The following is a 23,890-nucleotide window of genomic DNA, read 5'->3' as shown; positions in this document are numbered from 1 at the left end:
GCGCCCACGATGAATCTCGACATCACAAACCCTCCTGCGGCTTGCTATGTCGTAGCAAGAATCAAGCAGGATTCAAGGCGTTTTCACACGGCCTCCAGCGATTGCAGTCGCTGACCGCCGCGGTCTGAACGCACGGTGTCGGCCACACAGCTGTCGTCCGGTGGCCCGCGATAGCCCTGACGCGAGGTTCCACTTCTGCTCCACCTGCGGATCGACCGTCTACTACGAGCCGCTGGGACTGCAGGCGTACCTTGCAATTTCATCGGGGCATTCGCTGATCCCAGCTTTCCCTCGCCGACGTTCTCCATCTATGAAGAGCGCATGCACTCCTGGGTGGGCCTGCCAGAAGGCATCGAGCACCTGGCGTAGACAGCGACGTCTGAGGAGAAAGGCGACCGCGAATCGGGCGGCACCATGCGCTGCCTAGGGCGTAGGAATCTGCGCCAGGTCATTCGTCCCAAGCTGACAAAACACTTGGCGTCCACGTCGAAACGGCACCCTCCCGTTCGTCGTGAAAATAGGCCAACGAACCTGCCTTTGGAAGACTTCTACATGCAGCTCTACTACCACCCGTTCTCGTCGTACAGCCAGAAGGCGTTGATCGCCTTCGACGAGTACGCCATCGACTTCGACCCGCGATCGCTTGACGGTCCCGACAACCCAGCGATGCGCGAGCTGGCGGCGCTGTGGCCGATGAAGCGCTTCCCGGTGCTTGTCGACGGCGCTCGCACCGTTCTTGAGGCCAGCTGCATCATCGAATACATCGGCCTAAGGGTGCCGGCTGCAGAGCGCCTGATCCCAGAAGATCCTGTGCTTGCGCTCGAGGTTCGCATGCTGGACCGTGTGTTCGACAACTACGTTTCAACGCCGCAGCAGAAAGTCGTCTTCGATGCCTTGCGCCCGCAACACCAGCGCGACGCACATGGCGTCAATGAGGCACGCCGTACCCTTGAGACCGCCTATGCCTGGCTCGACGCGCGGATGGCGATGCATACATGGGCAGTTGGCGAGCGCTTCACCCTTGCAGACTGCGCCGCGGCCCCGTTTCTCTTCTACGCGCACTGGACGCACCCCATCGCACCGGAACACACACACCTGCTCGCATACCGGCAGCGGCTGCTGCAGCGTTCGTCGTTCGCTCGAGCTGTCGATGCCGCGCGACCTTACAGGTCGTACTTCCCGTTGGGCGCGCCCGCCGAGGACTGACAAGCGCAAGGCGCGGCATCCCAGTGGTCCAAAGCGGTGGCGGCAGCCCTGGCGCGATGCCATGCCTACAGCGGTCACTCGTGAACGGCTCCTCATGGCCGACTCGAGCCGTTCGCGAAGTGCGCCCACAGCAGCCGTTGCCCAACCAGGCGATCCACTCGAGGGACGACCGGCCCGCTCAGCCTCGGATCTGCGGTCCCGGCCATCAACGATCGTTGCTGAAAGGCGGCTCGCGGGCGTCTCCTCTGCCAGCCGTGGGCCGAGCCACAAGGCGTTGACCACAGGGCCGAGCCGGATGCGAAGGGGAAGTGCCTGGCGCGCTGCGGCGGCTGCAGGACGCAGCGGTCACCGATTGGATCGCCTCGGCCCTCGTGCTTGCCACTGCGTCTTGACCCAGCGAGCGCGATCCCGCGCGGGTCGCCGCCTCCCTCGTACGCGGCGCTTGAACTTCCCGTCCGTTGTGGGCGGTCAGAATGGGCGCCGATGAAATCCGAGGCCCCAGCCGCACCGCAGCGCGTGCTGCCCGCCATCGTGATCGCGCAGCTGTTGGGCGCGTCGCCGTGGTTCGCGGTCAACGCGGTCATGCTCGACCTACAGCGTGCCACCGGCTGGGTCGACACCGCCGTGGCCACGCTGACCTCGGCGCTGCAACTGGGATTCATCGCCGGCACGCTGGTGTTCGCGCTGCTGGCGGTGGCGGACCGATTCGCCACGCGCAGCGTGTTCCTCTGGTGCGCCCTGGCTTCGGCCGCCTGCACGCTGGCAGCGGTGCCGGCGGCGGCATCGTTCGAGGCGCTGTTGGCCAGCCGTGCCCTCACTGGTTTCTTCCTGGCCGGCATCTATCCCATCGGCATGAAGCTCGCCGCGCAGTGGTTCCCGCGCGGCCTGGGGACGGCGCTGGGCTGGTTGATCGGGGCCCTCGTGCTGGGCAGCGCCAGCCCGCACGCCTTGCGCGCGCTGGCGGCATCGGGCGCGGCCTGGCCCTGGCACAGCGTGTTCTTCGGCGCGGCACTGGCGTCGGTGGTCGCGGGGCTGATGGTCATCCTCGCTGTTCCGGCGGCGCCGAAGACGGTCGGCCGGCCGGCTGGCCTGCACCTGAGCGCGCTCGCCTCGGTGTGGCACGACCGCCGCTTGCGCGCCTCGGCGTTCGGCTACTTCGGTCACATGGTCGAGCTCTACACGATGTGGGTGCTGGTGCCGCTGATCCTGGCGACGCGACTGGCCGGTGCTGCCCTGTCATGGTGGGCCTTCGCCGTTCTCGGGGCTGGGGCGCTGGGCTGCGTTGCCGGCGGTGTGCTGGCTCGGCGTTGCGGCAGCGCGCGGGTGGCCGCCGCGCAGCTCGCCACCAGCGGCCTGTGCTGCCTGCTCGCACCGCTCGCGCTGGCGGCACCGCTCGCGCTCTTCCTCGCTTGGCTGTTGCTGTGGGGGGTGACGGTCGCTGGCGATTCGCCGCAGTTCAGCGCGCTGACCGCGACCAACGCCCCGCCCGCGGCCGTGGGCAGCGTGCTGACCTTGGTCAATTCGATCGGCTTCGCAATCTCGGTGCTGTCGATCGAGTTCTTCGTGCGGCTCGCGGCTGCACAGCCGCTGGCGGCAACCTTGCCGTGGATCGCGATCGGGCCTGCGCTCGGGCTCGTGATGCTGCGGCCCTTGCTGCGCCGACGCTGAATCTGCGGCGCCACCACTCGGCCTCCCAGACGCCAGTTCCCCCAAAATGCGCGACACCGGTCGGTGCCGCCGCCAAGGTCAGCTGCCGGGCTTGACAGCGACCTGACAGCCCCGGCCTAGAGTAGAACTGCGCCCCCGACCGCTGTATGGCGTCATACTTCCCTGGCGCCACGCGCTGCTGGGTGTGGCTGCTCTGACGAGTCACAGCGTTTCTGCCGGTCAAGCGCGGTGACACCAAGGTGCTGCTAGGTGGCTTCAGGAGGCAACCATGCACGACGATCGCTCAGGCTTCAAGCCGCTGGATCCAGGGCGGATCCATGCCCTCGACCCGCTCGAGGTGGAATATTGGTGCAAGGAGTTGGACTGCACCGAGCGAGATCTGATGGCGGCCATCGAAAAGGTGGGCGAGCATGTGACCGAGGTCAGGCAGGCGCTGAAAGAACTGCAACATCGCCGGTGACGCGGGGCTTGGGGCCGGGAGCCATCACCGGGGGCGGCTTGCTGCGTACCGTTCGGCGCGCCGCTACAAATACGGCATTCAGACCTCGCAGGTCACGCCATCGTGCGTCAACGATGGGCGCCGTACAGGAGTCCCTTTGCTTCGTTAGACGGCATGTTGATCGAGCCTGCCACTTCGGAAGACTGTCACGCCATAGCAGAGGCACACGTTGAATCGTGGCAGCATGCCTACAAGACCCTGCTCCCCGCGCCGTACCTTGCCTCGTTGTCTGTGGCCGAGCGTGAGGCTATGTGGCGTCGCTTGCACGAGCGTCAGCCCTCGCATCTTCTGGTGGCCCGCAGCGCTGGCCAGGTTGTCGGCTTCGTCGCCTTCGGTGCTTCCCGTGACGAAGTCGCGCCTTCTGATCGTGCTGAGGTGTGGGCTATCTACGTTAGGCCTGCCTTCTGGTCAGTCGGGGCTGGCCGGCTGCTGTGGCTGGCCGCGCTGCAGCAGGCTCTCGCGGAAGGCTACAAGACAGTCAGTCTCTGGGTCATTGCCGGCAATGAGCGCGCGATCCGGTTCTACGAGCGTGCGGGCTTTGTCGCCGAGCCACAGTCACGCAAGCAGTTCGAGCTTGGCGGCGCGACGCTCGAGGAGGTTCGGTATGTCCTCACGCCTGCCGTCTAACCCTTTACAGGGACTTCCCCGCGCGTCAAGCCGGTGATCGCATGTTGATTCTTCGCACTTGAATGACGTGGCAGTTTGAAGACCTGCCGAGACAGAGAACAGACTGCCCCTCTAGAGACGGCCTTGGTCGAGCGGTCGGCGGATTCCGCGAGCCTTGACGACCGCTGGCCAGCGGGCCGGCTCCTTCGCTTCCGTCGGAATCGCGGGATCGTCGAGCGTCCAGCGCAGGATGCCGGACATCTCACTGTCCGGGAGACACAGCGGTGGGTAGTGGGTGATACCCAGGCCAAGGATCTCTGCCATGGTTCTTCCCCTCCTCAACGATCAGGCTCGATTCGACCCATGTCCGACAGCCGCCGACGTCTAGCTGTCGGGGGCGCACGCGCGCAAGACAGGCTCGCGGAGCCGGGCAATTGTGGGCCCTGGCGCCTAAAGCTTCCGCTGACGAGGTCGCGCACGATCGTCCGTTCACGGCCGGGACCGCGAGCTCTCGAGCGCACCGGGAAGCTGACTTTGGACGCGCGCGGGCCTGACCTGCCAAGCGCTGTCAGCGAAGACCGGGACCTCACACTACCGACCGTTCGACCGCTCGGCGCCATGCCCGCAGCCATGGCCGGTTGACGGGGCGGTCTGCTGTCGGGCGATACGAGTTGGCGTTGGGCAAGCCTATATTCGAGCCATGAGCTTCGATGTAGCTGCCGATGCCTACGATGGTTTCATGGGCCGCTACTCGCGCCTGCTCTCCAGCCAGATGGTGGACTTGGCGTCGGTGTGCGCAGGGCAACGGATCCTCGACGTCGGCTGCGGCACCGGCGCACTCACGAGCGAACTGGTCGCCCGGTTCGGACCTGCGGCGGTGGCGGCTGTCGATCCGTCCGAGCCGTTCGTTGCGGCGACCCGGGAACGCCATCCGGGCGTCGACGTCCGCCGATCGGTAGCCGAGCAACTGCCTTTCCCGGACAGCGCGTTCGACGCCACATTGGCTCAGCTCGTTGTTCACTTCATGAAGGATCCGGTGGCGGGGCTCACCGAGATGGGTCGCGTGACCCGGCGGGATGGTGTCGTCGCCGCATGCGTCTGGGATCACGGCGGCGGCGAAGGCCCGCTCCGGATCTTCTGGGACGCGGCACGGACACTCAACCCGGAGATCGACGATGAGTCTCACCTCCCCGGCGCCCGCAAAGGCCACCTGGCCGAGTTGCTCGAGGCTGCTGGGCTGCGCGAGATCGAGGCGACCGCGCTCTCCGTGACCCTCGAGCACCCGACCTTCGACGCGTGGTGGGAGCCGTTCACGCGCGGTGTGGGCCCGGCGGGCGCGTACCTGGCCAGCCTCGACGCGGACCAGGGCACGAGGCTACGCGAGGACTGCCGGCGGCGGGTGCCCTCCGAGCCATTCACCGTCACCGCCATCGCGTGGGCCGCACGCGGACTGGCATAACGGGCAACGTCGACCCGCTCGTGGCTTGTTTTCCTCGCGCGTCGAGGGCCGCTGCTGGCCGCAAGTGTGAAGCCATGCGGGATCCCAAGAGCCGACATACGCGACTGTGTCGGGGAGGTGCGCGGCGTCTTGCTGGTCCCGGAGCGCGCGCCCTGCGCGACGTCCCGGGGCCACCTGCCTGCGGGCCGACAGAGTTTGCGCCAGACGCCCGCCGTGACGCGTGGCGCGTCCAGGGGGCGGCGTCGCCCCCGCCGCTCAAGCCTTCACTTCGACCACCTGTTCGAAGCCGCCGAAGATCATGCGTTTGCCGTCGAAGGGCATGGGCGGGTTGCCGGGTGTGGACGGATCCATGCGCGGGTCTTCCATCATCTTCTTCATGCCGGCGTCGCGCGTGGCCTTGTCCGGCCATTCGATCCACGAAAACGCTACCGTCTCTTCGGCCGTGGCCTGGACGGCGCGACGGAAGTCGGTGACTTTGCCGTCGGGGACGTCGTCGCCCCAAGCCTCGATCACACGGATCGCGCCCAGCTCGATGAATATCGGGTCGAGCTGGCGCGCGTGCTCGATGAACTTCTGCTTGTTGGCGCTGGGCACCGCGATCACGAAACCATCGATGTATGACATGTCTTCACTCCTGTTGGGTTGACCGGTCGGCGCGCCCGCCTGAGAGCGCCTCGTATCCCATCCCATCGACGAACGACAGGTAGCCAAATCGACATGACCTGCCCGGCAGGAGCACACGCGCCCTGTGGCGGCGCTGGAGCAGCATCGTTGCAGAATGCATGCCGGGTCAGCCGCTGCGGCGCTCTCAGCGTAGACCCCTTGGCCCCGCAGGTCGCTGGAGCAACCCGAGCACTTCCTTTCAGCAGTGCCCGCTCCTGGCCGGGACTGTGAGTTTGCGAGCGCCTCAGAGAGCTGGCGTCCGATGCCGATTGCTGGCCGGCGATCGGGCTGAGCGAAGGCATGGGACTCTGCATCGACGAGGCGCATGTTTGTGGTCCCTCAATTCGATGGGAGACCATCATGGGAATCCCAGCCAGCGCCAATCATCGCGAGCCATGGAACAAGGGCAAGCTCGTGGGCCAGAAAGCGCCGTTCAAGCTCAAGGACATCTGGGCACTTCGAGCGCTGGATCCGGAAGGGCCCGAGGAAATGTTTGAGGCGTTCACCAAGCGCGGTCTTTTCCGCGGGCTGCTGCGCACGCGCCTTTGAGACTGCTTCTCCATCAGCGGGAATCCTCACATGACCACCGTCAAGCAACACATTGCGGCGTATGAAGACTGGCTGCGCGAGCAGTGCGAAGTCGTCGAGGACGATCTGGACAAGAAGCATCAGCGCATGCGTCGCAGTGCCTTCGACTTCCTGCGCGCCAGCTTCTTCCGCTGGGCCGCGACCATCGAGGGCATTTGCCCCTCACTTCTGGACGCACCGAAAACGCGATGCGTCGGTGACATCCATGTCGAGAACTTTGGTACGTGGCGGGACGGGCAGGCACGCTTGGTCTGGGGCATTAACGACTTCGACGAAGCGGCCTCGATGCCTTACGTGCTGGACCTCGTACGGTTGGCGACCAGCGCCCGTCTGGCACCAAGGCTTCGCATCGACAGCGTAGATGCCGAGCAGGCGCTGCTCGAAGGCTACTGGCAGGGGCTTGAGCAGCCGCGGCCGCTGCTGCTGGATGAGCACGAACCCTGGTTGAAGCCGCTGGTCTCTGGGGGACGCAATGCCGCCCGCGAGTTCTGGAAAGACATCGATGGATGCGCGCAGACGACACCGCCGGCGCCCGTTCGCAAGGCACTGATCCGAGCACTCCCGAAGGAGGCGCGCGTCTTCGGGTTTGCCAAGCAAAGCAAGGGGAGCGGCAGTCTCGGGCGACCGCGCTTCATCATCACGGCTGAGTGGCAGGGCGGCCGCATCGTGCGAGAGGCCAAGGCGGTCGTGCCGTCGGCGTGGCACTGGGCCCATTCGCGAAAGTCGCGCCCTTCCCGGCTCCTCGATCTCGCGTTCGGCGAGTTTCGTGCCGCCGATCCGAGCCTGACGATCAGCGCAGGATTCGTGCTGCGCCGCGTCGCGCCGGACGCACACAAGGTCGAACTTGACGATGTGACTGGCCGGCAGCTCGGCGCCGATCTGTTGGCGGCGATGGGTCGAGACTTGGCCGCGGTGCACGCAGCACATAAGCGGCGCGGCCGGACAATCCTCGACGACTTGAGTTCGCGCGAGCCGGGTTGGCTTCATGCCGCGACGGATGCTGCGGAGAGCGCGCTCCAGCGAGACTTCGACGTTCTTCGGCTTGCTGGCGTTGACGGCGCATAGCACCGAGACCCTAGGCCCGCAGTTCTCCAGGTCGACCGCTCAGATCGACTCGCGACCGTTGGAAGCCAGCGTCCGTGCGGCGGCTTTAGGCCCCTGATGAGCGCGCGCCTGAATTCGGCTGTGTCCGAAGTGCCCCGGGACCTGTCGTCAGAGCTGCGACTCGCCGCTCGTTTGCACGTCAGCAGTGCAACGAAGACCGACATTTCAGGATGCGACGGTGACGTATCGCAACCGCTGCATCGCTCACGCTCGGGCGCCGCGACGATGGACAGTAGAAGGTCGGGAGTTCTAGGTGGCACCCTCGGTCAGCAGACGTTCGGGCGACCCCAACCTGCTGTCGCGCCGGCAAGGTCAGGTGTACCCTGAAACCGGCCATCGGGCTCAAGAGGTCGCTGACCCGGTCGATCGCCGTGGCCAGACAGTCTCAGTTCACGGCGAGCGCCAGCACTTAGACCTGCAACAGGAATCGCGACACGGCGTCGCAATACAGTTCGGGAGCAGTGGTCATGCCTTCGTGCGCCTGGCCCGGCAGGGCTTCGACGCGCACGTCGGGCAACACCGCCGCGAGCGCATCGGTGACGTAGATCTCGCGCGGGCTCTCGCTGCCGGTCTGCAGCAGCACCGGCACACGCAATGCACGGAAGCGCTCGGCGTCGAACGCGTACCGGGTCAGGGCACGAAGGTCACCGAGCGTGGCCTTGGCATCCGCGATGATCGGCGGCCACAACTCGCTGGCTCTCAGGCCCTCCAGTTCCGCGGCTGGCACGGCCAGCAGGTCGCCGAAGAAGGTCAGCGCGAAACGCTCCCAGTCGCCGGCCCGGCCCAGTGCTTCGAGCCCGGCCATTGCCTGCGCGTCGATGGCGTTGGGCCAAGGCGCTTCGTAGAGCACCAGCTTGCGCAGGCGACCCGGCAGTTCGAGTGCGGCGGCGAGCGCCACCTGTGCACCGTAGGAATGGCCCAGCAGAAACACCGGCTCGTCGATCGAGCGCACGATCGCCGCCACGTCCTGCGCTTCGTCCTCCAGGCGATGGCCGATGGTGGCATCGGTCTGCCCGCGACCGCGTCGCGCCACGGCATGCACCATGAACTGCCGTGAGAGCAGCGGTGCCACGAACTCCCAGTTGCTGCGCTGGTCGCTGAACGAGCCGTGCACGAGCAGCAGAGGCGGCCCGCTGCCGTAGACCTCGAACGTTACGCGGGTGCCATTGGTCGATGTGACGTGTCGCATGCTTCGATCTCCAATCAAGTGGTGGGATCGAATCTTGGGCGGGCCCGACCTGACCGGCCGCTTTGGGTCGGTCTGAGCCCCTTGGTCGACGGACGCTGACCAGAGGCCACCTCCCCTGCGGCTCGGTCAGCGCGCTGCAGAGACCGCCTCGGCCAAATGTCGCAGCAGGACGCTGCCGTCCCCGCGCCAAGCGCTGCCATGCATGCAGGCCAGGGTACGCGGCTTCAGCTGTGCCAGACGGGTGAGGATCGTCGCCGTCTGCGGCGCGTGCGCAAAGTAGTCCATCGGCTGGCGGAATGCCTCGCTCGGGCCCAGGATGTCGGCCTCGGTCAGTGCCTGCTCGCCGTGGCCCGGCTGGGTAAACAGATCCCCACAGAAGAACGTACCGGTCGCCGAGTCCATCAGCAGACCGCAGTCCCACCCGTGCGGCACATGCGGCGTGTCGAACCATTGCACGGTGTGGCGGCCGAGCGCGAGCTGTTCGCCGTCGGCCAACGCACGTGGCGGTCGGTCGGCCAGGTCGTTGATCGACACCATCGCGGCGATCTGGCTGCACAACGGAACGGCCGTGGGCGCCACCGCCAGCCATTCATTGAGCGACCCGCACTCGTCGGCCTCCACGTGTGACAGGCCAACGTAGCGCAGCCGCTCGACCGCCATGACGGAAGCCACCGCTTCGCGCACCAACGGGAACATGGCGCGGGGACCGGTGTGGAACAGCAGGGGCTCGTCGTCCACCAGAAGGTACTGGTTGAAACTGAAGGGCTGCCCGCCGGGCAACTCGACGGGAGTGCTGATCCGGTAGATGCCGTCGGCGATTTCGTGGACGTTGGTGCCGGTCTGCGGGTTGGTGATCATGGGAACGCCTCGCGTGGTGGGTGGAAGGAAGCAGGTTGTGGCGTCACCCGGGCTGGCGTTACAAGACTTTCTACGTTTTGCTTGGGTATGCTCGCCGCATGGAAGCCTTGGACGCGTCCGCCGCCGACGGACCGGAAGTCCGAATCGCGCGGCAGATCGCCGGGTCGGCGCCCGGCGAGGCGCGCGACGCAGAAGCCGAGCTCTACCGGCTGCTTGCGCCGCGAGCCCGCCGCTACGGCCTGCGCCACCTGCGCGATGCCAATGCCGCGGCCGACCTGATGCAGCAGGTCATGGCACTGACGATCGAGCAACTGCGCGGCGGCCAGATGCGTGAGCCAGAGCGCGTGCTCTCCTTCGTGCTCGGCGCGTGCCGGCTCACCGTAATGGACCAGCGCCGCGGCGAACGTCGACGCGAAGAACTGCTGCAGCGCTATGCGGACGCCCTGCCGATGGCCGATCTACACATCGCGCCCCGTTTGGACCACCAGCGCGTGGCCGCGTGCCTCGAGCGCCTACCAGCGCGCGAACGTTCTGTGCTGGTGATGACCTTCTACGATGACCAGCCCTCCGAAGCGGTGGGGATGCAGTTGGGCCTCTCGCCGGGGAATGTTCGAGTGATCCGCCATCGTGGCATCGACAAGCTCAGGCGATGCGTCGATGCGGGCAGGAGATTCCAATGAACGCAAACCCGAGTCATCCGTCGCTCGACGCGCTGTTGGACTATTGGCTGGATGACATCGATGCCGCCGCCGTCGACGCGATGGACGAGCATCTGATGCGGTGCGATGCCTGTGGCCAGGTGCTCGACGGGCTGGTCACCCTGCGCGACGGAGTACGGGAGGCCTTTCGCGCCGGTGCTGTGTCGGCCGTGACGACCAGCGCCTTCGTGCAGCGCTTGGTCGGACAGGGGCTGAAGATTCGAGAGTACCGACTGCCATTCAACGGCAGCGTGAACTGCACCGTGGCGCCTGAGGATGAGCTGCTGGTGAGTCGCCTCGAAGCGCCGCTGCTGGGGGTAGAACGGCTGGACGCAGTGGCGCAGCTGTCGACCGAGCCCGACGTGCAGCACCGGCTGGAGGACATTCCCTTCGACCCGCAATCGGGCGAGGTGCTCTACCTCCCAAGACTTGCAGAGGTTCGGCGCATGCCAGCTCACACCATGCAGGTCACGCTGCTGGCAGTTGAGCCCGGCGGCAATCGCGAGGTGGGGCGATACACCTTCTGCCATCGGCCGTGGCCCGGCCAGGGATGACGTTGACAGCGTCCTTCCGAAGCGATCGCTCGGTTGCCCAACGGCAGGTTTAAGCGCGCATGGGAATGGGCGTTCCCGGCCAGTTTCGGCCATTCAGGGCCTGACTGCGAAAGCAGACGCTCAATTGACAGTCTCCTGCCAAGACTAGAGGCAACAAATCGCACCTGATCAGCCGCGTGGCGCACGGCGCCGCATCGGCTGCTCTGGCGCGAGCGCTCAGGGGGACCTGGTAGAGGCCGCGCCACGGAAAGTCCTGGATGAGTGCATGCGTTTGTGCATGTACTCATCCAGGATGGCCCCTTCGTGCTGGCGGTACTCGTGGTCGTCAGCGGCGTCAGGCCCGGCACCGGTGTGCCGACCGAGGCGGGCCTGAGAGCGTCTCGGGATCTACTGGCGGACCGACAGCGCGAAGAAGGCCGGTGCTGCCGCGGTGGCGGGCATGTAGAGCGCCGTCAGGCCGACACCCAGCAGCGGCAGGGCGTGGAAGGGGCGCACCGTGGCGCTGCCGGTACGGGTCAGGTAACCGATACGCGCGTCGTTGTAGACCAGGGTCTCCGGGTGCGTGGCCGCATCGCCAGGCGCTGCGCTGTTGCGCACCACGGTACTTCCGTCGACGCTCGCAATGGTGTGCGACGACGATGACATGGCCGGGCCTGCCACCAGGTTCGGATCGACCAGGACCGTGTAGGTGGTGCTGGAGGCAGCCACCGCCGGCAGCGGTAGCGCGCGCTGGCGGGTACCGAACGAGAACTCGCCGAAGTTGTTGATCTGCAGCAGCATCAGCTCGCCGTTGCCTGCCTTGACGGCGTAGATGCGGTCGACCCAGGGGTCGGAAGCATCGCCAGACGACAGGGTGAAACCACCATCAGCGTGAGCCGCGATCGTGGGGAACGGGCCAGACTCGGGGGTGCAGTTCGCGTCTGCAGTGGCGAGAGTGTTCTCGAAGCAGCGTCCGCCGGTGATCGTGCCGTTGGCAGCGATCGTCGCGGTGCCCGCGACCGGGATGGTCGTGACTTCGCGGTCCATGCCCATGAAGTTCCAGGTGCCGGCCAGGTCGCCGACCGTCAGCGTCGATTGCACCGGCAGGCCGACGATCAAGTGGTAGCGGCCTCGGTCACTCGTGCCCACGGTGTCGTCGTCCGCGCCGACCATATGGCGAATGACCATCACACCGGCGGGAGACACCGCAGCATCGCCCTCGGGCAGCGTGTAGCGGCAGTTGCCATTGGCCACCAAGGTCATCGTCGACTGGTCGCCGAAAGTGGCCGTGAGCGTCGTGGCGTTGATGCTCATCGTCTCCGTGGCGGTGAACGGCGAGGTGTCGGTGGCGTTGGCCGAGCTGGCGATCTTGATGAGGCGGTAGTTGGTGCTGCGCAGTGCCTCGCAGTTGCTCGCCTGGGGAAGCAGCAGCAGGTTGGCGGGCAGCGGGTTGCTGCTCTCGGCCACGGGGGTGTTGCTGCCTTGCGAGCCAGCGGAGGTGTTGGCCACCGTGGTGGTGAGTTCGGTCAGCGTGGTGCCGGCCGTGGTGAGCGTGGCGGCCAGTGTGTCGAGCACGCCGTCGTAGCCGGTGCCGGAGCCCGCCACGAGCGGGCCGGTGAGCATGCTGGCGCTGCTGAGGGCCGAGGTGTCGATACCAGCGGCGGTGAGCGTGCCCAGCACGGCGGTTTGCGCCGAGCCGACCTTGGCGGGCGTGATAGCCGTGGCCAGGCTGCTGGCGGGCGCGCTGGTCATGTAGGCAGCGGGATCCTGGCCGGTCAGCTGGGCCACCAGCAGTTCGGTGAGGGGGGTGATGTTGGCCGTGGTCGTGGTGGCGCCGGGGGCGGCCACCGAATGCAGCACCATGCCGCCATCGGCGGCGCTGGCGACGGCTTCCAGAACGCAGGGCAACGCGCCGTTGGTGATGGTGATGGTGTAGCTGCCGGTGGAGCCGGTCGTCACGGGCGTGGCCGTGCTACCGGTGGCGCACTTGGCGGTGACGCTCGCACCCGCCAGGGCCGCGCCCTTGGCCACCACGCCGGTGAGCGTGATCGAGTTGGTGGTGCCCACGCTCGAAGTGGGAGTGGTGTCGGTCGAGCCACCGCCACAGGCGACGAGCAGGCCAGCACCGGCAAGAGCGACAACGAGAGATAGACGACGCATGGATTGTCTTTGTTGCTGAAACGAGGTTGAAGATCGAACTGAAACGAGAACGGGGAAACGCTGGAATGGAGACGCAAGCCTTGCGGATGGGCGCATCGCGGAAGAACTACTACTTATAAGCTTACACGTACGTTTACGCGCACGCAGAGCGATAAGTGCCAACGAAGTCTCAACGCAATGGTTCCCGTGGCAGCTCCGCTATTGCGCTCGACCTTTGCAGGGGCGCGCCAGAGCCTCAAAGCAATGGAGCCGACAAAGAACGCAAGGAGGCTTGTATTGCTGCCGCGAGTTGGACTCGGCAAGTCGGGCGATGCCCAGCGAATGCGCGGCGTGACCGACGCAGCCTTTGCGTCCTTCTCGGAGGACGGGCTTGACGCGGCGCCTAGTCTTGCCAAGAGGTCTCAGCGCGGGTGGTTTGGTCGGCTTTGGGCTGTTCGGCACCTCGCGCGCGAAGGCGGCGCTGCTGCGCGCCGCGAAGGGACGTCTTCGACAGTGGCGCCAGAAGGACGCTGCCGTGACTCGGTCAGGTGCCGCATGGCCCACCACGCACAAGGCGGCGATGTGTATGTCTACGCGCAAGTTGTTCTGGAGTGCCGGGCGGCGCCGGATCGAAGTCAGCCCGCCATAGACTCTGTGCACAGATGGTGACCAAGACTGCCCGCGCCAAGAAGCCGATGACCTTGCCTCGCGTGAGGCGCGGCAACGTGGAAGACGCTCAGCGAATGCGCGCGGCGCTGACCGAAACGGCCTTGACCCTATTTTCCGAGGGCGGACTCGACGCGGTGTCCATGCGCGGCCTGTCGGCACGGCTGAGCATCTCTGCGATGACGCCGTACCACTACTTCGCCGACAAGGCAGAGCTTCTGAGCGCGCTATGGCAGCACGTGCTCAAGGATCTCCACGAGGCCGTGTCCCGAGCCATCGCCGCGCGGGTCGGGGCGCGGGCTCGGCTGAGGGCGTACATCGACGCCTTCCTCCTCTACTACGAGTCTCATCCCGACGAATACCGCCTCGTCTTCCTGACGCAGCACGCGGCCCACCATTCCGAAAACCCCGGTGCGGATCAGGCGAGCATCTTTGTCGAACTGAGAAGTCTCTTCCGACGCGTTACGAGCGAGTTTGCCGCCGACCTTGGGGCGGGCGTCACTCACCTGAAGATCGCGGAAGACCTCGTGTTCATTGCCCAACTGGGCTACCTGCAGGCTGCGCTGCTCAACAGACGCTACCCGTGGAGCGAGCGCGCCGTGTTGCGTTCGGCCTGCGTAGCCCAGGCATTGCTGATGGTCGAGCGGTGTCTGGTTGATGGTGCCGACGGTACCGAGGCGGCATCTCGTTCCTGAGCCGGAACGGAACTCGCCACAGGTATTCGCCGCTCAACCGAGATCGCACTGGGTCGCCTGGCCGGATGCTTCTTCTCGGTTGAGGGAAGCGAGTGGTCGGCAGCGTGAGGTCGCCGGCGCGCAGTGAGCTGCGCTTCGGCATGACGGCCTGGCTGACGAATGGCGGCTTTCCGCGGCCATCGGTGAGTGACGCTCACAGCCAGGAGCGGCCAGTCGAGCCGGAGGACTGAACCAGACGTCTCAGCTTCGTTCTCCACGGCAGGTCAACCGTAATAGTCCGACGACGGCCCTTGTTGACTGAGCCGCGCCAGACGTCTACGAGGTTGTAAGCTCCCATCGTGCAGCGCGCCGCCGCGATCATCGGTTCAGCGATCTTCCTGGTCATCGCTCCGGGCACGCTCGCCGTGTACGTCCCTTGGTACCTCACGCACTGGCACTTCGCGCCTCCGCTATTCCCGATCGCGCGCGTGCTCGGCACCGCCCTGATCGTCGCCGGGTTGCCCATCTTGCTCGATTCGTTCGCGCGCTTCGCGCTGCAGGGCCTCGGCACACCGGCGCCCGTGATGCCTCCCAAGCGCCTCGTCGTCACCGGGTTCTATCGCTACGTCCGTAATCCGATATACGTCGCAGTCACGGCGTTGATCGCCGGCCAGGGCCTCCTGTTCGGGAGCGTCACGGTGCTGGGGTACGGCGCGATCGTGTGGGCCGGATTCTTTTTGGTCGTTGTCGCCCAGGAAGAACCTGCGCTGGGCGAGCAGTTCGGCGACGAGTACAAGCGCTACCGGGCGAACGTGAGGCGATGGTTACCGCGCATCACCCCATGGCGCGGGTAGGTGGCAAGAACGCTGCGTGCGCGTCGTCGTCCAGCATCGCAGCCGCTACCACTATCCGAGACTCTACGAGGTGGTGAAGCAAGCCGAAGGCAACGCGCCAAGTCTGGCCCTCGCAGTCAAGCGTTGCCGTTCGCATCATGGCGAGCTGGTTGGTTTGCGTTGATCAGTCACAGCTCGTTGCGATGTTGGATGCACACCGTGCTTAGATGCCGCTCTGTGCCCATCTCGCTCATCGCAACTGACGACCGAGTCCATTTCGACTGAGCGTGCGGCGTGGCGGGAGCGTCACATGGTCATCTCACCGGTGTCCGCTCTTGCCCTGGTTGAATCTCGGGTCCATTGCGGTCATTGAGCCACTCAGCTTGCAGCGGCGCCAACGCCCGGCATCCAAGGTGCTGCTGACATAGCAAGTCGGCGCTGGGCCGCCCCCAGCACCATCCACGGCCTGTCAATGGCCGCTGCTCACGGCGCCGAACTCACGCATCCGAACCGAACCTGACGTGCCTGACCGCAGAGCCGCAAACCTGCCGTTCGCGCGACTCCGTGAACGGACGTTCCACAAGGCTCAGATCGCCGCTGACTGGCTGGGCAGAAGGCGGCAACGGCCACTGGGACACCCCAGCACCGTGCTCGGCAGCACGGCCAGACCGAGGCGCGCCTGCGTAGACATTCGCGGCTCAGTACCCGAGGGCCAGCCCCGAATTGCGGCGCGGATCGTTCGCTCCGTAGAATCGGTTGTTACCCACGGGCTGGCCACCCAGCGACGGCGCGCCGACGAGGATCACCGCCAGGTGGTTCGCCGGTTGGGGGTTGCCAAGCTTGTGCCCCATGCCTTCGAGGATCTTGCGCGTATCTGGGCTGAGAGCAAATGCCTCTACGTTGGTGATCTCGGGCAGCCATTGCTGGTGGAACTTGGGCGCGTCGACCGCCTCCTGCGCGTTCATTCCGTAGTCGATCAAGTTGATGATGGTGTGCAGCACCGCGGTGATGATGCGGCTGCCGCCCGGCGTGCCGACAACCATCACAGGCTTGCCGTCCTTGGTGACGATGGTCGGGCTCATCGAGCTGAGCGGGCGCTTGCCCGGGGCGATCGCGTTCGCCTCACCCTGCACCAGGCCGTACAGATTGGGCACGCCGATTTTCGCGGTGAAGTCGTCCATCTCGTTGTTCAGGATCACGCCGGTCTTGGCCGCGGTCACCTTCGCGCCGAACCAATCGTTCAGCGTGTAGGTCACCGACACCGCGTTGCCCCATTTGTCGACGATGGAGTAGTGCGTCGTGTTGCTGCCTTCGTGCGGCGCGACGCCAGGCTTGATGTCCTTGGACACACCAGCTCTGTTCGGATCGATCACGGCGCGCAGTTTCGCGGCGTAATCCTTCGAGAGCAGACGATCGAGCGGGTTGTCGATGAAGTCCGGGTCGCCGAGGTAACTGTTGCGATCGACGTAGGCGTGGCGCATCGCCTCGATCTGGTAGTGCACGGCCTGCGCCGAGCGGAAGCCGAGGTCCTTCAGCGGATAGCCTTCCAGCACGTTCAGGATCTCGCAGATGATCACGCCGCCCGAACTCGGCGGCGGCGCGGACACGATGCCGTAGCCGCGGTAGTTGCACTCCACCGGCTTGAGCTCGCGGGTCTTGTATTGGTCGAGGTCGGCCTGAGTGAGGATGCCCTTGCCGGCCTGGCTGGATGCGGCGATCGCCGCGCCGACCGCGCCCTTGTAGAAGCCGTCCTCGCCCTTGTCGCTGATGACCTTCAGCGTCGTGGCGAGGTCTTTCTGGATGAGCTTCTGGCCGGGTGCGAACGGCTCGCCCTTGCTCAGGAAGATGGCGCCGGTGGCCGCGTCTTTCTTGAAGTCCTCGGTCGCGGTGTGCAGCATGTCGACGTCGCCCTGTTCGAGCACGAAGCCATCCTGCGCGTACTTGATGGCGGGCGCCATCAGCGTCGCGCGCTTTTGCGTACCGTACTTAGCCAGCGCCATCTCCAAGCCCGACACCGTGCCGGGCACGCCGACGGCCAGGTGTCCGGTGGTGCTCGCACCCTTGATGACGTTGCCGTCCTTGTCGAGGAACATGTTGGCGGTGGAGGCCAGCGGGGCCTTCTCGCGGAAATCGAGGAAGGTCTTGCGCCCGTCGGCGAGCTGGATCGTCATGAAGCCGCCGCCGCCGAGATTGCCGGCCGCAGGATAGACAACGGCCAGCGCATAACCGACTGCCACCGCCGCGTCGACCGCGTTCCCACCATCCTTGAGCACGTCGACGCCGACTTTGGTGGCCAGGTGCTGCGCACTGACGACCATGCCGTTTTCCGCCGCGACGGGTGCCTGCGAAGCGGCCTGGGCGATGGACAGTGCAAACGTGAGCGCAGCCGCCAGCAGTGTCCGACGATGAGCTTGGCTGGACATGGTTCTGTCTCCAGTGGATCGTTGTCAAGAACCGAACTGTGGAGCAGATCGCCTTGTGGGCAGAACGTTGCAGCATATACACCCCGCCCCAGCTGAGCGACTGCAGTCGTTCGACCGCCGAACCTGACCGGCCGCACCCAGCCTGGAGCAGGCATTAGCCAAGGGGGCTCTGGTCGTCGGCCTATGGCCGTGAGCGCCAATTCCCGGCCGCGCCCGGAAGCCGCCCTTCAGGCTAAGCGCACGGCAATCGAAGCTGTCCGGCCGGCCTTGATTGATTGGACGCCCGGACAGCCCTCAGTGAACGACGGCTGAACGCTCACGACCGGCTCTTTGTGACACCGCCGGCTGCCGGCAGCCATCGATGGCTCACTCTGCGAGCCCCAGACCGACGATGCTCAAGACATGGGCATCCCGCCCGCTTTGGGGAGAGAGAAGATGATGCGCAAGGAATGGGCCTTCGACTACGCCGCCGGCACGCTGGCCGAGGCCGCCAGCAAGAAGCTCGCGTTTCACCACGAGCGGCTCGAGTTCTGGAAGCAGAGCAAAGACGAGACGATGACCACGATCCGGTCCGAGGGCCTGGAGATCGACGAAAAGCTTGCCCTCGGCTACCGTAGTCCGAAGTCTGCCGACTGGGAGCGAGGTGCCAAGGTGGTGGTGCGCAACGACTTGCGCGACCGGCTCGACGAGTGCCTGTCCAAGCTCTCGCACCACAGCGACTTGATCCAGCAGTACGACGGATGGCTCCAGGCGCTCCTGGCCAATCCGCAGGCACGCATGCAACTCGACATCGAAGACTGGCTGTTCTTCTTCGGCAAGCATTGAACGGCCTTGCGCCACCAGTCGATTCATCACGAGGCAAAGGACCGCAATGGGCTATGACCTGATCGGCGACATCCACGGTCACGCGGCCAAGCTCGACGCATTGCTTGCGCGCCTCGGTTACTCGAGGCGCGGTGAGCGCTGGATCCCGCCGACCGGCCGTCAAGCCATCTTCCTCGGCGATCTCGTCGACCGGGGGCCGCAGCAGATCCCCGTGGTGCGCACCGTGCGCGCGATGGTTGAGGCCGGCGATGCGCAATGCGTCATGGGCAACCACGAGTTCAATGCGATCGGCTTCGTCACCGAGCGTCGTGGTGAGTCTGGCGCCTTCCTGCGCCGTCACAGCGCCAAGAACCGCACTCAGCATGCCGAGTTCCTGCAGCAGGTTGGAGAAGGTTCGGCATTGCACCTGGAGCTGATTGGCTGGTTCCGAACCCTGCCGCCGGCGTTGGACCTGGGCGGAATTCGCGTTGTCCACGCTTGGTGGCATCAGCCGCATGTGGATCTGATGACCACACGCTGGCCGGCAGGCACGTCTGGCTCGATCCGCGCTACGGCGAGCCGTGGGTCGAGGAGCGGGCGTTTCGGCGCAGCCACTGGACCCCGACCTTGAAGCGCCTGGGCATCCGCTACCGGCGGCCCTACAACATGCGCCACACCTACGCGACGATGATGCTGATGGCCGGGATGGCGCCGGCCTTCTGCGCCGGCCAGATGGGGCACAGCGTCGAGGTGTTCCTGGGCACCTACGCGAAGTGGCTCCCTGGGGCGGGCGATGCGGCGGAAATGGCGAAGCTGGAAAACGCCATCGGCCCCGATTCTTCCCTGGTTCTTCCCCGGCGCCATGAAAAACGCCCCTTGTCCGGGGCGTAGAGGTGGGGTGGCTGATGGGACTCGAACCCACGACGACCAGAATCACAATCTGGGACTCTACCAACTGAGCTACAGCCACCGCTGAAGAGGCGAGAGTATAGCGGAGGACGCGGCCCTTTTCGGGCCGCGCCGCCGCCATGTCGATCAGTTCGACGCGCCGCCGGCAGCGGCCGGGTCGACCGGCGGCTTGGCCTCGATCTTGACCTTGTAGCGCTGCTTGAGGGCCTCGTAGTAGCCAAGCGCCTCGGCCTGGGCCCAGGCTTGCGTCAGTTGTCCGCGCGCCTGCTTGGGGTCGATGCCGGTCGCGTCACGCGGCAGCACCTTGTCGATGCGCGCCACCGAGTAGCCACCGGCGCCCAGATCGACGCCGACCCAGGCCGGCAGCGCCTGACTCGGCGCACGCAGCACCGCGTCGATCAGCGCGCGCGGCAGGCCGGCGGTCTGCTGGCGCGAAACCACCAGCGGAGCGTCGAGCGCGGCGGCGTCGCCGCCCTGCTTCCACTCGGCCAGCCTGGCTTCGCCTTCCTTGCGCGCCAGCGCAGCGGCGCGCTGCGCCACCAGCAGCGTGCGGGCCTGGTCCCTGACTTCGTCGAACGGGCGCTTGCGCGCCGGTTCGTACTGCGTCACGCGGCCCGCCACCAGCTGGTTCGGCGCGATCTCGAGCGCCTCGGTGTTGCGCTTGTTCTTGAGCGTCTCGGCGCCGAACAACGCCTCGATGAACTTCGGGTTGGCCAGCGCGCCCTGCGCATCGGGCGCCGGGCTGCGGCGCACGCCGGCGGCGGTGCGGATCTGCAGGCCCAGCTTGTCGGCCACCGGCTTGAGACTGTCGGACTGTTCGTAGACCAGGTTGCTGAAGGTCTCGGCGCTCTCGGCGAACTTGCGCTGCGCGAGTTGCTGCGCGACCTCGGCACGGATCTCGGCCTGCACCGCCTCGAAGGGCTTCTTCTCGCCGCCGCGCACGTCGGCGAGCTGGATGATGTGGAAACCGAAGTCGCTCTCGACCACGCCCGAGATCTCGCCCTTCTTCAGCGCGAACACCGCATCCTCGAAGGGCTTGACCATCGCGCCGCGGCCGAACCAGTCGAGGTCGCCGCCCTTTTGCGCGGAGCCGGGATCGTTGGAGTTCGTCTTGGCCAGCTCGGCAAAGCGCTTCGGGTCGGTCTTCAGCTCGGCGAGCAGGCTCTCGGCCTTGGCGCGCGCCTGGTCGCGCTCGGCGGCCGGCTTGGACTTGTCGGCCGCGATCAGGATGTGGCTGGCGCGCCGCTCCTCGGCCGCCATGAAGCGCGCCGCGTTCTGCTGGTAGTAGCTGCGCAGCTCTTCGTCGCTGACGTTGATGCCGCCCTTGATCGAGTCGATGTCGAGCAGCACGTACTCGACGCTGGCCTGCTCGGCGGCCTCGAAGGCGCGGGCGTTGGCCGGGTCCTCGTAGAAGGCCTTGAGCTCCTCGTCGGTGGGCTGGACCCGGGCCGCGAAGCTGGTCGGATCGAAGCGTGCCACGCGCACCTCGCGCCGCTGCAACAGCGCGTCGAGCGCGGTACCCACGCTGGCCTCGGGCACGAAGGGCGTGCCGGCCACGCCGAGCATCACCTGGCGCACGCCGATGTCCTGGCGCAGGCGCTGCTCGAACTGGGCCACGCTCATGCCCTGGGCCTGGATCAGGTCCTTGTTGATGGTGCCGTCGGGCTTGCGCAGCACGGCGAACTGCGGGTCGTCCTGGAACAGGCGCGCGATGCGCTCGTCGCTGGCGCCGAGGTGTAGCTTGTTGGACGCGACCAGCATGACCCGCTCGCGCACCAGCTCGTCGAGCGTGCGCTGCTTCATCTGCGGGGTATCGAACAGCTTCATGTCGAGACCCGGCGACTGGGCGCGCACCCGCTCGGCCTGGTTGCGGTGCGCCGCGTCCCATTCGGCCTGCGTGATCGACTGGCCGTCGACCTTGGCAACGGACTGGCGGCCCTCGGTGAAGCCGGTGTAGCCCTGGATGCCGAAGAACACGAACGACGGCACGATCAGCACCATCAGGACGAACATGAAGATCTTGTTGTGCGATCGAACGAAATCAAACATCGAGGGCCTCGAAACGACAGGGGGCCGAAACGGCAGAAGCGACCAACCCAGATGCGACAAAGGCGAACCAGGGTTCGCCTTGTAGGGTTGCCTTGCTGGGCCGGCGCGCTTGCGGCAAGCGCCGCAAGGCAGTGATTCTATCGGCCGGCTGCAGCGACGCGCGATCTGCGGGTGCGGCGACGGTGGTGGGCGCTGAGGGGCTCGAACCCCCGACCTACTGCGTGTAAGGCAGCCGCTCTACCAACTGAGCTAAGCGCCCGCGCCACGTGCCATGTGTACCCGAGAGTCGCGCAAGAAGATCAGAGCGCTTCCTTGAGCGCCTTGCCCGGACGGAACTTGGGCACCTTGGCCGCCTTGATCTTGATCGTGGCACCGGTGCGCGGATTGCGGCCGGTACGAGCGGCGCGCTTGGTCACGGCAAAGGTGCCGAAACCGACCAGCGAGACGCTGTCGCCCTTCTTGAGCGTCTTGGTCACACCACCAATCAGCGCCTCCAGCGCGCGGCCGGCCGCGGCCTTGGAGATGTCGGCTTCCTTGGCAATGTGTTCGATCAGATCAGTCTTGTTCACGTAGGGGCCCCTCAAAAATGGTATCGGTTCGGGTTCGAGCGGTCTCGACAAAGCGGTCACGCGAATGCGAGCGGGCGGGACTGCTGGTTTCCGCACTCGGAGCAATCACTGCGCGACCTCGAAGCGGAAGCGGATTCTATGCCCGCGGATGCCGTGCGCCGGGGCACCACGCCACGTGAATTCCACGCTTGACAACACGAGCCGAGCGTTCGCTTTCACCGCTCGTGACACATGACACACGGCGCTCACTTCAACGTGTCGATGCACCCCGCACGACCAGCGCCACGCCGGTCGCGCTCAGCGCGAGGCCGGCCAGAACCAGCGGTCCGAGCGACTCGCCGAACAGCGCCCATGCCATCAGCGCGGTGCATGGCGGCACCAGGTACAGCAGGCTCGTCACCTCGGTGGCGGCGCCGCGCTGGATCAGCATGTAGAGCAGCGAACTGCCGCCAAGCGTCAGCACCAGCACCGACCAGGCCAGCGCGCCCACCAGTTCCGGATGCCAGTGCATCGGCTCCTGCTCCAGCCACGCCAGCGGCAGCATCACGACCAGTGCGGCGAGCAGTTGCACCAGGCTCGCCGCGCGAACATCGCACGCGTGCAGGTAGTGCTTCTGGTACAGCGTGCCGGCGCTGATCGACAGCAGCGCCAGCAGGGCCAGCCCGAGGTTGGCCGCGTTGACCTCGCCCGCACCGAGGCGAGGCCCGACCACCAGCAGCAGGCCCGCCACGCCGCAGGCCAGCCCGGCCCACTGGCGCGGGCGCACCGCGCCGACACCCAGGCTGGCGCTGAGCCAGACCGCGGTCAGCAAGGGCTGCAGCCCGACCAGCAGCGCCACCGTGCCGGCGCCGATACCGAGCTTGACCGCGGCCCAGACGCCGCCCAGGTAGCCGGCATGCATCAGGACGCCGGTCACCGCGAGGTGGCCGAGTTGCGCCCGGTCGCTCGGCAGGCGCACGCGCGCCAGCAGCATCCACAGCGCGAAGCAGGCGATCGACAGCGCAAAGCGCAGCGCCAGAAACTTGAAGGGCGGCGCATGCGGCATGCCGTAGCGCGCGACCACGAAGCCGGTGCTCCAGATCAGCACGAACAGCGCCGGCATCGAAGCGAGCCAGCGGCTCGGCCGCTCGGCCATGGTGGCGTGGTTCAACGGGCTCTGGCGCGGATCTCCGGCAGCGCCTTCTGCAGGTAATAGACCATCGACCAGATCGTCAGCAGCGCCGCCAGCAGGATCAGCACCGTGCCCCACAGGTGGGTGTCGATCAGCCCGAAGAGCTTGGCGTCGTAGAGCAGGAACGGGATCGCCACCATCTGCACCATGGTCTTGAGCTTGCCGACCATGTGCACCGCGACGCTCGACGACGCGCCGATCTGCGCCATCCATTCGCGCAGCGAGGAGATCGCGATCTCGCGACCGATGATGACCAGCGCGATCAGCGCATGCAGCCGTCCCAGGTGCACCAGCACCAGCAGTGCGGCGCAGACCAGGAACTTGTCGGCCACCGGATCGAGGAAGGCGCCGAAGGACGAGGTCTGCTTGAGTCTGCGCGCAAGGTAGCCGTCGGCCCAGTCGGTCATGGCGACGACGATGAACAGCACGGTGGCCAGCAGGTTCTGCAGGGCCGGCTCGATCGGCAGGTAGAACACGCCGACGATCAGCGGAATCGCGACGATTCGGGCCCAGGTCAGCAGGTTCGGCAGCGTGAAGAACATGGGGCCATTGTGCCTGCCGATGCGGCCCCGGCCCGGCATG

General features: G+C 66.3%; 23 protein-coding genes, 2 tRNA genes and 1 pseudogene. 14 read left to right on the top strand and 12 right to left on the bottom strand.

Going from position 1 to position 23,890, the window contains the following annotated elements:
• Window positions 1-552: 552 nt before the first annotated feature.
• From EV670_RS17765 to EV670_RS17750, 4 genes are all read left to right on the top strand, one after another.
• Entirely contained in the window at window positions 553-1,206 is a 654-nt protein-coding gene (locus EV670_RS17765) for a glutathione S-transferase family protein (protein ID WP_130434644.1), read from the top strand.
• A gap of 483 nt (window positions 1,207-1,689) precedes the next feature.
• Window positions 1,690-2,874 carry an MFS transporter gene (locus EV670_RS17760; RefSeq protein WP_130434642.1) on the top strand — a complete coding sequence of 395 codons (1,185 nt, stop codon included), beginning with the start codon at window positions 1,690-1,692 and terminating at the stop codon, window positions 2,872-2,874.
• Window positions 2,875-3,142: 268 nt separating this feature from the next.
• Window positions 3,143-3,334 carry a DUF3606 domain-containing protein gene (locus tag EV670_RS17755; RefSeq protein WP_130434640.1) on the top strand — a complete coding sequence of 64 codons (192 nt, stop codon included), beginning with the start codon at window positions 3,143-3,145 and terminating at the stop codon, window positions 3,332-3,334.
• A gap of 153 nt (window positions 3,335-3,487) precedes the next feature.
• Window positions 3,488-4,000, top strand: a complete 513-nt coding sequence (locus EV670_RS17750) for a GNAT family N-acetyltransferase (protein ID WP_130434638.1) — start codon at window positions 3,488-3,490, stop codon at window positions 3,998-4,000.
• Between the two features lie 111 nt (window positions 4,001-4,111).
• Here the strand turns inward: EV670_RS17750 and EV670_RS17745 are convergent, their stop codons facing one another.
• Complete coding sequence (locus tag EV670_RS17745) at window positions 4,112-4,303, bottom strand: hypothetical protein (RefSeq protein ID WP_130434636.1); 192 nt, start codon at window positions 4,301-4,303, stop codon at window positions 4,112-4,114.
• 376 nt (window positions 4,304-4,679) lie between these two features.
• Between EV670_RS17745 and EV670_RS17740 the strand changes: the two genes are divergently transcribed.
• On the top strand, window positions 4,680-5,438 hold the full coding sequence (locus tag EV670_RS17740) for a class I SAM-dependent methyltransferase (protein ID WP_130434634.1): 759 nt from the start codon (window positions 4,680-4,682) through the stop codon (window positions 5,436-5,438).
• Window positions 5,439-5,693: 255 nt separating this feature from the next.
• On the opposite strand, the gene EV670_RS17735 is transcribed toward EV670_RS17740, so the two are convergent.
• Window positions 5,694-6,062 carry a DUF1428 domain-containing protein gene (locus EV670_RS17735; protein WP_130434632.1) on the bottom strand — a complete coding sequence of 123 codons (369 nt, stop codon included), beginning with the start codon at window positions 6,060-6,062 and terminating at the stop codon, window positions 5,694-5,696.
• A gap of 399 nt (window positions 6,063-6,461) precedes the next feature.
• Between EV670_RS17735 and EV670_RS19025 the strand changes: the two genes are divergently transcribed.
• Window positions 6,462-6,650, top strand: a complete 189-nt coding sequence (locus tag EV670_RS19025) for a hypothetical protein (protein ID WP_479725212.1) — start codon at window positions 6,462-6,464, stop codon at window positions 6,648-6,650.
• Between the two features lie 30 nt (window positions 6,651-6,680).
• A complete protein-coding gene (locus EV670_RS17725; RefSeq protein WP_130434630.1) occupies window positions 6,681-7,754 on the top strand; it encodes a DUF2252 family protein in 1,074 nt (357 codons plus the stop codon).
• 448 nt (window positions 7,755-8,202) lie between these two features.
• Here EV670_RS17725 and EV670_RS17720 read toward each other — a convergent pair whose 3' ends face one another.
• Window positions 8,203-8,982: an alpha/beta fold hydrolase gene (locus EV670_RS17720; RefSeq protein ID WP_130434628.1), complete on the bottom strand. Its 780-nt coding sequence runs from the start codon at window positions 8,980-8,982 to the stop codon at window positions 8,203-8,205.
• A 126-nt stretch (window positions 8,983-9,108) separates the two neighbouring features.
• Window positions 9,109-9,840 (bottom strand): oxygen-binding di-iron domain-containing protein, encoded by a 732-nt coding sequence (locus EV670_RS17715; RefSeq protein WP_130434626.1) that lies wholly within the window; start codon window positions 9,838-9,840, stop codon window positions 9,109-9,111.
• Window positions 9,841-9,938: 98 nt separating this feature from the next.
• On the opposite strand from EV670_RS17715, the gene EV670_RS17710 reads away from it, so the two are divergent.
• On the top strand, window positions 9,939-10,520 hold the full coding sequence (locus EV670_RS17710) for an RNA polymerase sigma factor (RefSeq protein ID WP_130434624.1): 582 nt from the start codon (window positions 9,939-9,941) through the stop codon (window positions 10,518-10,520).
• Complete coding sequence (locus EV670_RS17705; RefSeq protein ID WP_130434622.1) at window positions 10,517-11,092, top strand: hypothetical protein; 576 nt, start codon at window positions 10,517-10,519, stop codon at window positions 11,090-11,092. Before EV670_RS17710 ends, EV670_RS17705 begins: the two co-directional genes overlap by 4 nt.
• Window positions 11,093-11,479: 387 nt before the next feature.
• On the opposite strand, the gene EV670_RS17700 is transcribed toward EV670_RS17705, so the two are convergent.
• Window positions 11,480-13,231, bottom strand: a complete 1,752-nt coding sequence (locus tag EV670_RS17700; protein WP_130434620.1) for a carboxypeptidase-like regulatory domain-containing protein — start codon at window positions 13,229-13,231, stop codon at window positions 11,480-11,482.
• Between the two features lie 641 nt (window positions 13,232-13,872).
• Between EV670_RS17700 and EV670_RS17695 the strand changes: the two genes are divergently transcribed.
• The gene (locus EV670_RS17695) at window positions 13,873-14,571 is read left to right on the top strand and encodes a TetR/AcrR family transcriptional regulator (protein WP_130434618.1); all 699 of its coding nucleotides are present in this window, start codon (window positions 13,873-13,875) and stop codon (window positions 14,569-14,571) included.
• Between the two features lie 338 nt (window positions 14,572-14,909).
• Window positions 14,910-15,404, top strand: coding sequence for a methyltransferase family protein (locus EV670_RS17690; protein ID WP_130434616.1), 495 nt, complete (start codon window positions 14,910-14,912; stop codon window positions 15,402-15,404).
• 677 nt (window positions 15,405-16,081) lie between these two features.
• Here the strand turns inward: EV670_RS17690 and ggt are convergent.
• Window positions 16,082-17,806: a gamma-glutamyltransferase gene (ggt, locus tag EV670_RS17685; RefSeq protein ID WP_130434614.1), complete on the bottom strand. Its 1,725-nt coding sequence runs from the start codon at window positions 17,804-17,806 to the stop codon at window positions 16,082-16,084.
• A 435-nt stretch (window positions 17,807-18,241) separates the two neighbouring features.
• Between ggt and EV670_RS17680 the strand changes: the two genes are divergently transcribed.
• From EV670_RS17680 to EV670_RS17670, 3 genes and pseudogenes are all read left to right on the top strand, one after another.
• On the top strand, window positions 18,242-18,631 hold the full coding sequence (locus EV670_RS17680; protein WP_130434612.1) for a hypothetical protein: 390 nt from the start codon (window positions 18,242-18,244) through the stop codon (window positions 18,629-18,631).
• A gap of 46 nt (window positions 18,632-18,677) precedes the next feature.
• A complete protein-coding gene (locus EV670_RS17675; RefSeq protein WP_130434610.1) occupies window positions 18,678-19,241 on the top strand; it encodes a metallophosphoesterase in 564 nt (187 codons plus the stop codon).
• A pseudogene (locus EV670_RS17670) lies at window positions 19,151-19,501 on the top strand (site-specific integrase); the annotation flags it as partial. The gene EV670_RS17675 and the pseudogene EV670_RS17670, both read left to right, overlap by 91 nt.
• Before the next feature lie 3 nt (window positions 19,502-19,504).
• On the opposite strand, the gene EV670_RS17665 reads toward EV670_RS17670, so the two are convergent.
• From EV670_RS17665 to pgsA, 6 genes are all read right to left on the bottom strand, one after another.
• A tRNA-His gene (locus tag EV670_RS17665) sits at window positions 19,505-19,580 on the bottom strand.
• 65 nt (window positions 19,581-19,645) lie between these two features.
• The gene (locus tag EV670_RS17660) at window positions 19,646-21,568 is read right to left on the bottom strand and encodes a SurA N-terminal domain-containing protein (RefSeq protein WP_130434608.1); all 1,923 of its coding nucleotides are present in this window, start codon (window positions 21,566-21,568) and stop codon (window positions 19,646-19,648) included.
• A gap of 183 nt (window positions 21,569-21,751) precedes the next feature.
• A tRNA-Val gene (locus EV670_RS17655) sits at window positions 21,752-21,827 on the bottom strand.
• A 40-nt stretch (window positions 21,828-21,867) separates the two neighbouring features.
• Window positions 21,868-22,137 carry an HU family DNA-binding protein gene (locus EV670_RS17650; protein WP_130434606.1) on the bottom strand — a complete coding sequence of 90 codons (270 nt, stop codon included), beginning with the start codon at window positions 22,135-22,137 and terminating at the stop codon, window positions 21,868-21,870.
• A 250-nt stretch (window positions 22,138-22,387) separates the two neighbouring features.
• Window positions 22,388-23,272, bottom strand: a complete 885-nt coding sequence (locus EV670_RS17645) for a DMT family transporter (protein WP_130434678.1) — start codon at window positions 23,270-23,272, stop codon at window positions 22,388-22,390.
• Window positions 23,273-23,283: 11 nt separating this feature from the next.
• Window positions 23,284-23,850 carry a CDP-diacylglycerol--glycerol-3-phosphate 3-phosphatidyltransferase gene (gene pgsA, locus EV670_RS17640; protein WP_130434604.1) on the bottom strand — a complete coding sequence of 189 codons (567 nt, stop codon included), beginning with the start codon at window positions 23,848-23,850 and terminating at the stop codon, window positions 23,284-23,286.
• Window positions 23,851-23,890 lie beyond the last annotated feature (40 nt).

This window comes from Rivibacter subsaxonicus (genome assembly GCF_004217215.1).
GTDB classification, from domain to species: domain Bacteria; phylum Pseudomonadota; class Gammaproteobacteria; order Burkholderiales; family Burkholderiaceae_C; genus Rivibacter; species Rivibacter subsaxonicus.
Note: the sequence above shows the minus strand (reverse complement) of the source record. Positions and strands in the feature narration are given on the sequence as shown.